This is a genomic window from Aeromonas sp. HMWF014, assembly GCF_963878295.1.
Lineage (GTDB): Bacteria > Pseudomonadota > Gammaproteobacteria > Enterobacterales > Aeromonadaceae > Aeromonas > Aeromonas popoffii.
The window spans coordinates 1-12579 of sequence record NZ_CAWNYS010000278.1 but is presented as its reverse complement, the minus strand read 5'-3'; the positions used below and the strand labels follow the sequence as shown (position 1 = coordinate 12579).

The window sequence follows — 12579 nt, the reverse complement described above, 5'->3', positions numbered from 1 at the left end:
TGACCTGGGTCCCTTCGCTGGCACCGATCAGGGTGCCTTTCCACTTGAGCTCTGCGGTGCGGGGTGAGCCGTAGGAGATGAGGATCGGGCCCTGCACTGGCCAGCGCAGGCTGCCGTTGGTGCTGAGACCGCCGTAGCCGCCACTGCTTGGCTTGCTGCTCCGCGCGGCGGCTTGCTGCTCCGCTACCCTGTTCTGTTGTTCGGTGACTTTCTGCTGTTGGGCTGCGAGCCGTTGCTGCTCGCCGACTTTCTGCTGCTGTGCCGCGATCCGCTGTTGTTCGGCAATCCGCTTCTGTTCGGCGGCCAGGCGCTGTGCCTCCAGACGGCGCTGGCGCTCCTGCTCGGCTTTCAGCTTGGCCAGCCGCTCCCGCTCGGCCCGTTCACGGCGCTCCTGCTCTTCCCGCTGGCGACGCAGCTCTTCCAACCGGGCTTTCAGGGCTTTCTCTGCCTTGACCAGCTTGGTCAGCTTTTGTTCGTCGTTTTGTACCGATTGCTGCAGCTGGTTGCGTACTTTGGCGCGGCTCTGTTGACTGGCAAGCAGGGCCTGATGGTGCTCCTGCTGTTCGCTTAGCAGGGCTTGCAGCTTGCTCTCGGTCTCTTTGGTGGCCTGCTGGTTTTTGGCCAGCTTGGTGTGGGTCACACGCAGGGCGTCGATGGCCTCGATGCGGGCCTTGTTGAGATAGTCGTAGTAATCGAGAGAGCGGCTCAGTTTGGCCGGATCCTGCTGATTGAGTAGCAGTTTGAGGTAATCGTGGTTGCCCGCCTGGAAGGCGCTTTCCGCCTGCTTGGCCAGCAACTGCTTCTGATATTTGGCTTGTAGTTCCAGTGCCTGCTTGTCTTTTTGCAGGGTCGCCAGCTTCTGCTGGTTCTGCTTCAGCTGCTGCTTGGTCTGGTTGAGTTTGGCGGCGGCCGCCGAGATAGCCTGCTCATCGGCCTTGAGCTGGGTGTTGAGTTTGGCCAGCTCCTGCTTGCTGAGCTTGATGTTCTTCTGTTGCTCTTTGATCTGGGACTGCATGGTGCCGAGCTGCTGATTGGCAGCCCAGGCGTTGCCCGCGATAAACCACAGGCAAAAAAACAGCGCGCCGGCCAACTGGCCGACGCGACTGGTTTTGTTTGAAATAACTTCGCATCCCCGCATGGGGAAGGATTATTTCAGAATCATCAGGGGCTTGCCAGTCATTTCCGGCGGGACAGGCAGACCCATAAGGGTCAGCATGGTCGGAGCCAGATCGGACAATTTGCCACCTTCAACCACCTCGGACTTGCGACCGAAATAGATGAGGGGAACCGGCAGATTGGTGTGGGCTGTGTGCGCCTGACCTGTCTCTTCGTCCAGCATCTTCTCGGCGTTGCCGTGGTCGGCGGTGATCAGGCATTCGCCACCTACTTCGGCCAGGGCCTCGGTGACCCGACCAATGCAGTGATCAACCGCTTCACAGGCCTTGACGGCCGCATCGAACACACCGGTGTGGCCGACCATGTCGCCGTTCGGGTAGTTGCAGATGATGGTGTCGTACTTGCCGCTCTTTATGGCGGCCACCAGCTTGTCGGTCAGCTCTTCGGAGCTCATTTCCGGCTGCAGGTCATAGGTGGCCACTTTCGGGCTGGCAACGATCTCGCGATCTTCACCGGTGAAGCAGGACTCTTCGCCACCGTTGAAGAAGAAGGTCACGTGAGCGTACTTCTCGGTTTCGGAGATGCGCAGTTGGGTCTTGCCCTGCTTGGCCAGCCACTCACCCAGGGTGTTGACCAGAGCAGTCGGCGGGTAGGCACAGGCGGTTTTGATGTCGGCCGCGTATTCGGTCAGCATCACGAAGTTCAGCGCCGGGGTGGCGGCACGGGCGAAGCCGCTGAAGTCGCTGTCGACGAAGGCGCGGGTGATCTCACGGGCGCGGTCGGCACGGAAGTTCATGAAAATCAGCGCATCGCCATCCTGCATGGGGGCGGCGGCACCGATGCGGGTGGCTTTGACGAACTCGTCATTCTCGTCGCGGGCATAGGCGGCGGCCAGGGCTTCGCTGGCGCTGTCGGCGGTGAACTCGCCCTTGCCTTGAGTCATCAGGTCATAGGCTTGCTGCACGCGATCCCAGCGGTTGTCACGGTCCATGGCGAAGTAGCGGCCGATCATAGAGGCGAAACGACCCTTGCCCAGACGGGCAAACAGGGCATCGAATTGTTCGATGGAAGACTGGGCAGAGCGCGGCGGTACGTCGCGGCCATCCAGGAAGGCGTGGAAGTAGATCTGCTCGGCGCCACGCTTGGCGGCCATCTCGATCATGCCCATGATGTGCTCTTCGTGGCTGTGTACGCCACCCGGGGACATCAGACCCATGATGTGAACGGCCTTGCCCTTGGTCACGGCAGCATCAACAGCCTTGGCCAGTTCGACGTTCTGGAAGAAGTCGCCGTCTTTGATCTCTTTGGAGATGCGGGTCAGTTCCTGATAAACGATGCGACCGGCACCTATGTTGACGTGGCCCACTTCGGAGTTACCCATCTGGCCATCCGGCAGACCCACGTCCAGGCCGGAGCCGGAGATCAGGGTGCTGGTGTAGTCACGGGCGAGACGGTCGAGGTTGGGAGTCTTGGCGGCAGCGACGGCGTTGTGCTCTTGCTTGGTGCTGTAGCCCCAACCGTCCATGATGACGAGAACCAAAGGTTTCTTAGCTGTTGACATAAGGCTATGTCCTCTCGGATAGGAATGAATTGCAGGAAGTGAAACTAGCGTAATATTACTACATCTGCCGAAATAGTCACCTGATAGCCAAGCCTCGGCCACCGTCGCTCAGGGCTGTTGCCAGCCTGTTTCCCCTTTGTCGCCGGCTTGTCTCCCTGCTCGACGAATCCTCGCCCCAAAGCATCGGACGCCATTTTTTATTCCGATCCTTTATCGCGCCCCTGCCCGATGGGAGCCCGCTCCCGCTTTGCCGCCAAGATGGCTGATCTTGGTGGGGTCCCCATGTATACTCGGGTCCTTGTCTTGGTCCCTGGATAGTAGAAGATGCAAGAGTATTTGGATTTTGCGGCCCGTAACCCGCTGCTGACCGCAGCTTGGTTTGGCCTGGCAGGCACCCTGGTTTACACCACTGTGCGTGCTCGTTTTTCTCCGGTTAAAACGGTGAGCAACCACACGGCTACCCTGCTGATCAACCGCGAAAATGCCACTGTGGTGGACATTCGCAGTCAGGAAGAGTTTACCAAGGGCCATCTGGCTGGTGCCAAGCACTTGCCGCTCAGCCAGATCCAGAGCAATAACCTGGGTCCAGTTGAAAAGCATCAAGATGCCCCCATCATAGTGGTGTGCGAGTCGGGGATGACCGCTGGTGGCGCAGGTCGCCAACTGAGCAAGGCCGGTTTCAAGCAGGTGTATGTGCTCAGCGGTGGCATGGCCCAGTGGCGTGCAGATAATCTGCCGGTGACCAAAAAACGCTGATTGAAGGGCCTGCGCCCACATATTTTCTTAAAAGGAATCAAACGAAATGGCTGACGAAATCAACAACCAGGAAGTACAACCGGAATTCCACATCCAGCGTGTTTACACCAAGGATGTCTCTTTCGAAGCTCCGAATACCCCGCACATCTTCCAGAAAGAGTGGCAGCCGGACGTCAAGCTGGATATGGACACCAAGACCAATATCCTGGCGGATGGCGTGTATGAGGTTGTGCTGACCCTGACCGTGACCTGCAAGCTGGAAACCGAAACGGCCTTCCTGTGCGAAGTACAGCAAGCCGGTATCTTCACCATAGGCAACCTGCCTGAGCCGCAACTGGCCCACTGCCTGGCAGCCTTCTGCCCGAACATCCTGTTCCCGTACGCCCGCGAAGCCGTGGCCAACATGGTGAGCAAGGGTTCCTTCCCGCAGCTGAACCTGGCACCGGTCAACTTCGATGCCCTGTTTGCCCAGCACATGGCGCAAGCACAGGCCCAGCAGGCAACTGCGGAAGCCTGATAATGGCTGACCAGATCGCTATCTCGGTCTTGGGGGCGGGGTCTTATGGCTCCGCCCTTGCCATTTCTCTGGCGCGCAACGGTCATCCGACCCTGCTGTGGGGTCACGACCCAGCCCATGTCGCCGAGCTGGAACACGAGCGCTGCAACAAGGCTTTTCTGCCGGATGTCCCTTTCCCTGCCGATCTGCAACTGACCGCCGATCTGCAGGCTGCGGTGCAAGCAGCTCCCGTGCTGCTGCTGGTGGTGCCGAGCCATGTGTTCGGCCAAGTGCTGGCTCAGGTCAAGCCCTTCCTGCGCCCCGATACCCGTATCGCCTGGGCCACCAAGGGGCTAGAACCAGACAGCGGCCGCCTGTTGCAAGATGTGGCACGTGAGGTGCTGGGTGAGGCGATCCCGCTGGCGGTGATCTCCGGCCCCACCTTTGCCAAGGAGTTGGCCGCCGGCCTGCCGACCGCCATCTCGGTGGCGTCGACTCACGATGACTTTGCCGATGATCTCTCGCTGTTGCTGCACTGCGGTCGCTCGTTCCGGGTCTATACCAATCCGGACTTCGTCGGTATGCAGCTCGGCGGCGCCGTCAAGAACGTCATCGCCATCGGTGCCGGTCTCTCCGACGGGCTGGGATTTGGCGCCAACGCCAGAACTGCGCTCATCACCCGGGGCTTGGTGGAGATGCAGCGTCTGGGAGCGGCCCTGGGTGCCGACGCCAAAACCTTCATGGGGATGGCTGGGCTCGGGGATCTGGTGCTCACCTGTACCGACAACCAGTCTCGCAACCGTCGCTTCGGTCTGGCCCTCGGGGCTGGCAAGAGCATGGATACCGCCATGGCCGAGATAGGTCAGGTGGTGGAAGGCTATCGCAACACCAAGGAAGTGCATCTGCTGGCGGCCCGTTGTGGCGTCGAGATGCCCATCTGCGAGCAGATCTTTCAGGTGCTCTATCAGGGCAAGAACCCGAAAGAGGCCGCCATCGCCCTGCTTAGCCGGGACAAGCGCGACGAATAAGCCATCCGCTGATGCTGGATAGCAAAAGGCCCCGCCAGATTGGCGGGGCCTTTTCATGTGTGGTCAGGGCGGATCAAGCTTGTCGGGTGATCGCCACTGGCATTCGATCAATAGTAGGAGTGATCGCCGCGCTGGTGCTCGGTGGCATCTTTGACGCCGTTGAGCTCGCCCGGGAATTTCTCCAGCAGCTGCTTCTCGATCCCCTCTTTCAGGGTGTAATCAACCATGGAGCAGCCGTTGCAACCGCCGCCAAACTGCAAAATGGCCAGCTTGTCTTCGGTCAGCTCAACCAGCGTGACCTTGCCACCGTGACCGGCCAGCATGGGGTTCACCTCGGACATCAGCACGTATTCGATGCGATCGATCAGCGGTGCATCGTCGTCCACCTTGCGCATTTTGGCATTGGGGGCTTTCAGCGTGAGCTGGGAGCCCATCTGATCGGTAACAAAGTCGATGGTGGCATCGACCAGGAAAGGGGTGCTCAGCGGATCGACCAGGCAGTCGAAGCCGCTGAAGGGCAGGTGTTGATCTTCCGGATCGACCGCGTCGGGTGGGCAATATGATACGCCGCACTCGGCATTCTGGGTTCCCGGATTGACCACAAACACCCGGATATTGGTGCCATCAGGCTGTTTTTCCAGCAGTTTACGGAAATGGGCCTGGGCGGTGTCGGAAATGCTGATCATCACTATCCTCATAAACCTGAGTGTACGACTAGGGTATTCATGATAACTCGCTTGGCAGTGCTTGGGTAGCATGCAGATGGTGCCGCGCATATGTCAAATATCCCTATGGCAGCCTGATATGCCTGCGCTTGCGGGACAGATATCGAGTGTCATTTTATGTGTTTGAGCGTACGGCACATGGCCCACACGTCCACTTTTTCGATGCCGCTCTCGTGAAGCATGCGGGTGAGCTGACCCGCCGTCGCCCCCGTGGTCACCACATCGTCGAGCAGGACGACATGCCGATAGTGGTGAGGCTGGATGTGGAAGGCTCCACGCAGATTCCGTCGCCGCTGAGCGGCACTGAGCCGGGTCTGCTGCGGAGTGGCTCGGGTTCTGCGCAGCAGCCGGGTGTTGCAAGGGATGCCGGTGATCTCGCTGAGGGTGATGGCTATCTCTTCTGCCTGATTAAAGCCGCGCCACCACTGCCGCCACCAGTGCAGGGGAACCGGAATGATGGCTTCGGGGGGATCGTCTCTCTCCAGATGATCTGCCAGCAGACGGGCGAGCAGCGGTGCCAGCAGGATCTGGCCAGAATACTTCAACTGGGGAATGAGCATGGAGTAGGGGGGCAGGTAGTCACCAATGACCTGCAACCGCTGCCAGGGCGGTGGCCTGCGCTGGCAGTGTCCGCAGACAGGTTCGGCTTCCCCGTCTGATTCCGGCAAGGGCGCCGCACACAGTCTGCATTTGTGATAGGGCTGGTGGAGGGCCTGTTGGCACCAGCTGCAGAGCAGCGGCTGTTCATCGCAAGGCTGTTGGCAGAGCAGACAGTGGCCCTGCCAGTCGGCATGGTTGCCAAGGATCGGACTTGCTTTGGCGAGCAGTCGCTTTAACATGCTGACCCCAAGAGAATGAACAGGGATCTTGAGTCTAGATGAGCGTATCGGTAGAGCGATTTGGTCAGGGGCCTGACCTGGTGCTGTTGCACGGATGGGGCATGAATGGCGCAGTCTGGCATGGTATTGCCCAGCAGTTGGCGGCCCAGTATCGGATACATCTGGTGGACTTGCCCGGGTTTGGCAACAGTTCGCTGCTTGATGGGAGTGATTATTCCTTGCCCTGGCTGGCGGAGCAGGTCGCCGCTGTCTTGCCGCAGAAGTGCCATTTGCTCGGTTGGTCCCTCGGTGGTCTGGTGGCGAGCCAGTTGGCGCTGACCCAGCCTGAGCGATGCCTTTCGCTTATCACGGTAGCCAGCTCCCCCTGTTTCATGGCCCGTGACGACTGGCCGGGGATCGCCCCCAAGGTGCTCACCGGTTTCAATCAGTTGCTGGCGGGGGATTTCAAGCAGACCATAGAACGATTTCTCGCTATCCAGGCCATGGGCAGCGAACATGCCCGGGATGATATCCGCCAGCTGCGCCACTGGTTGGCAGAGCGCCCGGCTCCCCAGCTTGCGGCGCTGGAGGCCGGACTCGGTTTGCTGGCGGAGGTCGACTTGCGCGATGAGCTGACCACGCTGAGCCTGCCCTGGTTGCGGGTCTATGGCCGGCTGGATTCGCTGGTGCCCAAGGCGGCCATACCGCTGCTGGACGAACGCTATCCGGCCAGTCACAGCCTGGTGCTGGAAAAGGCCTCGCACGCACCCTTTATTTCCCATCCGCAGCAGTTCGTTGAAATCATCCGACATTTTGTTGGTTGAAAAACAACCTATTTGCTTCATTAATCCTCTGGCGTGACGGATAATTAATCCAGCGTCAGAGGAGAGTCATCATGCGTATAGATTCTGCATTGAACAGCGGTGTACAAGGGTTTCAGCGAGCGGAACAGATTGCCGATCAGGCATCCAGCCAGATCGCTCGGCTCAACACCCCGAGCGGTGACCAGGTACAACTGCCCGATGAACTGGTCAACCTCAAGGTGGCCGAAATACAGGCCGGGGCGTCGGCCAAGGTGATCCAGACCGCCAGTGATGTTATGGGTACGCTGATCGATATCCGGGTGTGAGATGAACATCAACGTCAGTCTGCCGACCATGATTCCTAATCAGCTGCAACCGCAGACGGAATCCGCACGCACTGACAATCGCCGTGCAGCCCTCATCCCCCAGACCCGCCAGAGCGAGGTATTTAATGCCGAGCCTGAAGTCGGCTCACAGAAAGACAAGTCCAAGGCCAGCCAGGCCAATCCCAACCAGAGTTTCCAGCAGACGCGGGAAGCTTCCCAGACCGGCAACCCGCAAACACCGGTTGATCACCGCGTCGTTGAGGCCACGGGGGAAGACGGGCAGCGCAACAAGCAACAGCAGGATCCCAGGCAGCAGGAGCAGCAACAGAAGCAGGAGCTGCAGGTCAAGGCGCTGGTAGACAGGGATCAGGAGGTACGAGCCCACGAGCAGGCCCATCAGGCTACCGGTGGTCAGTATGCCGGTAGTCCGACCTATCAGTTCTCGATGGGACCGGATGGCAAGCGCTACGCCACCGGCGGGGGCGTCTCCATTGATATCGGGACCATTCCCGGCGATCCCAGGGCGACCATCGCCAAGATGCAACAGGTACGTGCCGCCGCCCTAGCCCCGGCGGATCCTTCCGCGCAGGATCTGAGCGTGGCCAGAAGTGCCGCTGCCAAGGAGGCCCATGCCCGCAAGGCGCTGCTTTCATCCGACCCGGATACCGCCCTGGCGGCCGATGGCAGCGCCAAGAGAGGTGTATTGAGCGGCTACATGGAGCAGCGCAATCAGGTCATTGCCCAGCGTTATCAACAGGCGGTCAAGCCTGCTGCACAACAGGGTGTCAGTCTGAGCGTCTGAGTGCCGCGCCGCCTCTTCCCCCTGACTTTTCGTTCACGCCCCGGGTATTTGCATCTAATCTGGGGGTAATCCCATTCATCCTCACAGGAGTCGTCATGCACTTTGATGAAGTCAAACCGGAAGACTTTGCCATCTTCTCCCGCGTTCCCCCTCCTCACCTTCAGATGGAACAATTTTTGATGCAGCTTGGTGGTGGCGGAACTGAAGGCACTCATTTCAAGAAGAAGGTCTTGTTGGCGGCCGGTTGGAGTCATACCGGCGTGGTTTCCTATGGCAAGTACCCGCAGGAGGCCTGCAAGGCATTCAATCGACTGCGAGAGGTGCTGGCCCGGCATCAGGACTCTGACACTATTCTGGCCGCCCTCACTCAATGAGCCTTGGCCTCTTGCAAAAAAAGCCCCTTTCGGGGCTTTTTTCATTTCTTGGCGGTTTATTTCTTTGCTTTGGAGAGGGCTGCCGCGAAGGCGTTGCCCATGGCGCCGCCCACAGGCGTACTTGGTTGTGGCGCCGGTCTCGGCTTGGCACTGCCAGCATTCACGTTGCGGGATTCCGGAGGTTTGCGAGCCGGCTGTCCGGCTTTTTCGTCCAGTCGCATGGTCAGGCTGATCCGCTTGCGCGGGGCATCCACCTCCAGCACCTTGACCCTCACTATGTCACCTGCTTTGACCACCTCGCGGGGATCCTTGACGAAGCGATCGGTCAGGGAGGAGATATGCACCAGTCCATCCTGATGGACGCCGATATCGACGAAGGCGCCGAAGTTGGTGACGTTGGTGACCACGCCCTCCAATATCATCTCGGGCACCAGGTCGCTTATCTTCTCCACCCCCTCCTTGAAAGTGGCGGTCTTGAACTCGGGTCGCGGGTCGCGGCCCGGTTTATCCAGCTCACCTATGATGTCGGTGACAGTGGGTAGACCGAACTGCTCATCGGTGTAGTCGGCCGGCTTCAGGCTGCGCAGCAGACTGCCGTTGCCAAGCAGGCTGGTGGCGGTCTGCTCCAGCTTGGCGAGGATCCGCTCTACCACCGGATAGGACTCCGGGTGCACCGCCGAGCTGTCGAGGGGGTTGCTGCCCCCGCGAATGCGCAGGAAGCCTGCGCACTGCTCGAATGCCTTGGGGCCGAGTCGGCTCACCTTGAGCAACTGCTGGCGGCTCTTGAAGGCGCCATTCTCATCCCGATAGATGACGATATTCTGGGCCAGCGTCTGGGATAGACCTGAAACCCGATTCAGCAGGGCGACCGAGGCGGTATTCACATCGACCCCGACCGCGTTCACGCAATCTTCTACCACCGCATCCAGCCGGCGGGCCAGCTGGCTCTGGCCGACGTCGTGCTGATATTGGCCTACGCCGATACTCTTGGGATCTATCTTGACCAGTTCGGCCAGGGGATCCTGCAGGCGGCGGGCGATGGAGACGGCGCCACGGATCGAGACGTCGAGATCCGGGAACTCCAGGGAGGCAAGCTCGGAGGCGGAATAGACAGATGCCCCCGCTTCGCTCACTACTATCTTCTGTGCTTTGGCTGCGGGGTAGCGCTCGAACAGATCGCTGACCAGCCGGTCGGTCTCTCGCGAGGCGGTGCCGTTGCCGATACTGATGAGCTCGACCTTGTGCTTCTGGCACAGCTCGCTCAGGGTCTTGAGGCTTTGATCAATCTGGCGTTTCGGTTCGAACGGATAGATGGTGGCGTGATCGACCAGTTTGCCGGTGGCGTCGACCACGGCCACCTTGACCCCGGTGCGTATGCCCGGATCCAGCCCCATGGTGCAGCGCATCCCTGCCGGCGCCGCCATCAGCAGATCCTGGAGGTTCATGGCGAACACCTTGATGGCCTCGTCTTCTGCTGATTCGCGGATACGGCCGATCAGCTCGGTTTCCATCTGCAAGGAGAGCTTGATCTTCCAGGTCCAGCTCACCACCCCCAGCAGCCACTTGTCGGCCGGGCGGTTTTGCAGATTCAGCTTGAGGTGGTGGGCTATGATGCCTTCGCAGGGGCTGGCGCTTGTCTCCTCGCCCGTCACCAGCGCCAGATTGAGGATGCCCTCGTTGCGACCGCGCAGCATGGCCAGCACACGGTGGGAAGGGGCCTTGTGCAGTGGCTCGTCATGCTCGAAGTAGTCCTTGAACTTGGCTCCTTCCTGCTCCTTGCCAGCCACCATGCGGGCGCGAAGGGTGGCGTTGTGCCACAGGTAGTCACGTAGTTTTTCCAGCAGGTCGGCCTGCTCGGCGAAGCGCTCCATCAGTATGTAGCGGGCGCCGTCGAGGGCGGTCTTGCTGTCGGTAATCCCCAGCTGGGTATTCAGGAAGGCGGTCGCCGCTTGTTCGGGATCCTGCATCGGGTCGGTGAGTAGCAGGTTGGCCAGCGGTTCGAGCCCCGCTTCAATAGCCATCTGCCCCTTGGTGCGACGCTTGGGTTTGTAGGGGAGATAGAGATCTTCCAGCCGGGTCTTGCTGTCGGCACCCTTCAGCTCACGCGCCAATTCCGGGGTGAGTTTGCCCTGCTCCTCGATGGAGCGCAGGATCACCAGGCGGCGATCCTCCAGTTCACGCAGATAGCCGAGGCGGCTCTCCAGAGTGCGGAGCTGGCTGTCGTCCAGGCCACCGGTCACCTCTTTGCGATAACGGGCGATAAAGGGAACGGTCGAGCCTTCATCCAGCAGGCGCACGGCCGCCTGCACCTGTTCCGGACGGGCATTCAGCTCACCGGCAATCTGTCTCTCTATGATATGGCTGTGCATCTGGGATCTCTGTGGTCGCTTCTATCCAACTAGCCTGGGGGGCTCGATTTGCTGCGGCCGGGTATGCCGCTCGTCAGCTTGTTGCTTCTCTACATCATTAGGGGGCCGCATGGTGTGGATTGAGCGTCGCCGAGACAGGCCCGCACCCAAGGCGCTAAATGTGAGCACTATATGAGGTCGGGCGGCGCTATGCCACCCCGGTGACATGCATGGCCGTCGGGCCGAATGGCAGGAGAGGAGGCTGGCGGCCCGGATCCCCGTCATGGAGGCTCGTTACGTGGACGGGAAGGGGATCAGCTGTTATCCATGGTGGGGAAGCGAGGGCTTCCCGTCACTTCGGATAACTGATCTCGGTGACATACCAGCAGGCGTCACCGATTGGCGTAGGCACTATGGCCTCATCCCCTACCTCCTTCTTGAGCAAGGCGCGGGCCATGGGGGCGTCGATGGAGATGTAATCCTTGCGGCCAAAGATCTCGTCATAACCGACGATGCGAAAGCGCTTGGTCTCGCCCTCGTCGTTCTCCACCTCGACCCAGGCGCCGAAGAACACCTTGCCTTCCTGGGCGGGGGCATAATCGACGATCCCCAGCTCCTCGAGGCATTTGCGCAGGTAGCGCACCCGCCTGTCGATCTCCCGCAGCCGCTTCTTGTTGTACTGGTAATCGGCATTCTCGCTGCGATCGCCCAGGCTGGCGGCCCAGGCCACCTTGCGGGTTGTCTCGGGGCGCTCTTCGCGCCACAGGAAATCGAGCTCTTCTTTCAGCTTGTTGTAGCCTTCGCGGGTGATCAGCTTGGTCTTCATGGATGTCAAGTACCTGCGTCAATGTGGGCTGATGGGCCTCTTGTGGCTCGGCCGATCTTATCCGCTGTTGCTTCGCTGTCGAGCAAAACCTGTGTTGTCATGGGGGGACGGGGCCTGCAGGCGTAGCATGAGGGCCACAAGGCGGCTGCCATGGGCAATAACCAGTAACATATTTATGCTTTGCCGTTGGGAGCCCGAGCCCTAGTATTGGCAACATATCGAGAGGAGAGGCAAGCAATGAGTCAGCAATACAAGGTTCTGGTCGTCGACGATGATTTGAAATTACGTTCCCTGTTGGAGCGCTATCTGACCGAACAGGGATTCGTGGTTCGTGGCGTTGCCAATGGTGAACAGGCCGATCGCCTGCTGACTCGTGAAAATTTCAGCCTGATGGTGCTGGACTTGATGCTGCCGGGGGAGGATGGCCTTTCCATCTGTCGTCGCCTGCGCGAGGCTGGCAACCAGATCCCGGTGCTGATGCTCACCGCCAAGGGCGATGAGGTGGATCGCATCGTCGGGCTCGAGATGGGGGCCGACGACTATCTGCCCAAGCCGTTCAACCCGCGTGAATTGCTGGCGCGGATCCGCGCCGTGCTGCGC

General features: G+C 60.1%; 14 protein-coding genes. 8 read left to right on the top strand and 6 right to left on the bottom strand.

All coding sequences use genetic code 11. The annotated features are described in order from the left end of the window. Together AAC083_RS11400 and gpmM are read right to left on the bottom strand one after the other, a co-directional pair. A partial coding sequence (locus AAC083_RS11400) for a peptidase M23 (RefSeq protein ID WP_108536654.1) occupies positions 1-1138 on the bottom strand: 1138 nt, incomplete at its 3' end. A gap of 9 nt (positions 1139-1147) precedes the next feature. Further along, positions 1148-2677 (bottom strand): 2,3-bisphosphoglycerate-independent phosphoglycerate mutase, encoded by a 1530-nt coding sequence (gpmM, locus tag AAC083_RS11395; RefSeq protein WP_108536653.1) that lies wholly within the window; start codon positions 2675-2677, stop codon positions 1148-1150. Between the two features lie 324 nt (positions 2678-3001). On the opposite strand from gpmM, the gene AAC083_RS11390 reads away from it, so the two are divergent. From AAC083_RS11390 to gpsA, 3 genes are read left to right on the top strand one after another with little or no spacing between them, the layout of a single operon-like run. Continuing rightward, entirely contained in the window at positions 3002-3433 is a 432-nt protein-coding gene (locus AAC083_RS11390) for a rhodanese-like domain-containing protein (RefSeq protein WP_108536652.1), read from the top strand. Between the two features lie 46 nt (positions 3434-3479). Further along, a complete protein-coding gene (gene secB / locus AAC083_RS11385) occupies positions 3480-3950 on the top strand; it encodes a protein-export chaperone SecB (RefSeq protein ID WP_005319808.1) in 471 nt (156 codons plus the stop codon). Positions 3951-3952: 2 nt separating this feature from the next. Then, positions 3953-4957, top strand: a complete 1005-nt coding sequence (gpsA, locus tag AAC083_RS11380; RefSeq protein ID WP_108536651.1) for an NAD(P)H-dependent glycerol-3-phosphate dehydrogenase — start codon at positions 3953-3955, stop codon at positions 4955-4957. A 107-nt stretch (positions 4958-5064) separates the two neighbouring features. Here the strand turns inward: gpsA and nfuA are convergent, their stop codons facing one another. Further along, positions 5065-5643 (bottom strand): Fe-S biogenesis protein NfuA, encoded by a 579-nt coding sequence (nfuA, locus tag AAC083_RS11375; RefSeq protein ID WP_042033882.1) that lies wholly within the window; start codon positions 5641-5643, stop codon positions 5065-5067. 149 nt (positions 5644-5792) lie between these two features. Beyond that, complete coding sequence (locus AAC083_RS11370; RefSeq protein ID WP_108536650.1) at positions 5793-6521, bottom strand: ComF family protein; 729 nt, start codon at positions 6519-6521, stop codon at positions 5793-5795. A 38-nt stretch (positions 6522-6559) separates the two neighbouring features. Here AAC083_RS11370 and bioH point away from each other — a divergent pair, with 38 nt between their 5' ends. The 4 genes from bioH to AAC083_RS11350 all read left to right on the top strand — a co-directional run bounded on the left by bioH (position 6560) and on the right by AAC083_RS11350 (position 8805). After that, complete coding sequence (bioH, locus tag AAC083_RS11365) at positions 6560-7324, top strand: pimeloyl-ACP methyl ester esterase BioH (protein WP_108536649.1); 765 nt, start codon at positions 6560-6562, stop codon at positions 7322-7324. A 71-nt stretch (positions 7325-7395) separates the two neighbouring features. Next, a complete protein-coding gene (locus AAC083_RS11360; protein WP_042033877.1) occupies positions 7396-7629 on the top strand; it encodes a hypothetical protein in 234 nt (77 codons plus the stop codon). Position 7630: 1 nt separating this feature from the next. After that, the gene (locus AAC083_RS11355) at positions 7631-8431 is read left to right on the top strand and encodes a putative metalloprotease CJM1_0395 family protein (protein ID WP_108536648.1); all 801 of its coding nucleotides are present in this window, start codon (positions 7631-7633) and stop codon (positions 8429-8431) included. 95 nt (positions 8432-8526) lie between these two features. Further along, the gene (locus AAC083_RS11350) at positions 8527-8805 is read left to right on the top strand and encodes a hypothetical protein (protein WP_108536647.1); all 279 of its coding nucleotides are present in this window, start codon (positions 8527-8529) and stop codon (positions 8803-8805) included. Positions 8806-8861: 56 nt separating this feature from the next. Here AAC083_RS11350 and AAC083_RS11345 read toward each other — a convergent pair whose 3' ends face one another. Further along, positions 8862-11174, bottom strand: coding sequence for a Tex family protein (locus AAC083_RS11345; RefSeq protein ID WP_108536646.1), 2313 nt, complete (start codon positions 11172-11174; stop codon positions 8862-8864). Positions 11175-11505: 331 nt separating this feature from the next. Beyond that, a complete protein-coding gene (greB, locus tag AAC083_RS11340; RefSeq protein ID WP_042033872.1) occupies positions 11506-11979 on the bottom strand; it encodes a transcription elongation factor GreB in 474 nt (157 codons plus the stop codon). A gap of 237 nt (positions 11980-12216) precedes the next feature. Here greB and AAC083_RS11335 point away from each other — a divergent pair. Beyond that, positions 12217-12579, top strand: a 363-nt coding sequence (locus AAC083_RS11335) for a response regulator (protein ID WP_146181658.1), incomplete at its 3' end; no start/stop codon positions are given.

Excerpts from the sequence above, each read along its gene's own strand:
- greB (WP_042033872.1), bottom strand. The coding sequence starts at position 11,979 with ATGAAGACCAAGCTGATCACCCGCGAAGGCTACAACAAGCTGAAAGAA.
- nfuA (WP_042033882.1), bottom strand. The coding sequence starts at position 5,643 with ATGATCAGCATTTCCGACACCGCCCAGGCCCATTTCCGTAAACTGCTG.
- AAC083_RS11370 (WP_108536650.1), bottom strand. The coding sequence starts at position 6,521 with ATGTTAAAGCGACTGCTCGCCAAAGCAAGTCCGATCCTTGGCAACCAT.
- bioH (WP_108536649.1), top strand. The coding sequence starts at position 6,560 with ATGAGCGTATCGGTAGAGCGATTTGGTCAGGGGCCTGACCTGGTGCTG.
- AAC083_RS11355 (WP_108536648.1), top strand. The coding sequence starts at position 7,631 with ATGAACATCAACGTCAGTCTGCCGACCATGATTCCTAATCAGCTGCAA.
- AAC083_RS11350 (WP_108536647.1), top strand. The coding sequence starts at position 8,527 with ATGCACTTTGATGAAGTCAAACCGGAAGACTTTGCCATCTTCTCCCGC.
- gpsA (WP_108536651.1), top strand. The coding sequence starts at position 3,953 with ATGGCTGACCAGATCGCTATCTCGGTCTTGGGGGCGGGGTCTTATGGC.
- AAC083_RS11345 (WP_108536646.1), bottom strand. The coding sequence starts at position 11,174 with ATGCACAGCCATATCATAGAGAGACAGATTGCCGGTGAGCTGAATGCC.
- AAC083_RS11360 (WP_042033877.1), top strand. The coding sequence starts at position 7,396 with ATGCGTATAGATTCTGCATTGAACAGCGGTGTACAAGGGTTTCAGCGA.
- secB (WP_005319808.1), top strand. The coding sequence starts at position 3,480 with ATGGCTGACGAAATCAACAACCAGGAAGTACAACCGGAATTCCACATC.
- gpmM (WP_108536653.1), bottom strand. The coding sequence starts at position 2,677 with ATGTCAACAGCTAAGAAACCTTTGGTTCTCGTCATCATGGACGGTTGG.
- AAC083_RS11390 (WP_108536652.1), top strand. The coding sequence starts at position 3,002 with ATGCAAGAGTATTTGGATTTTGCGGCCCGTAACCCGCTGCTGACCGCA.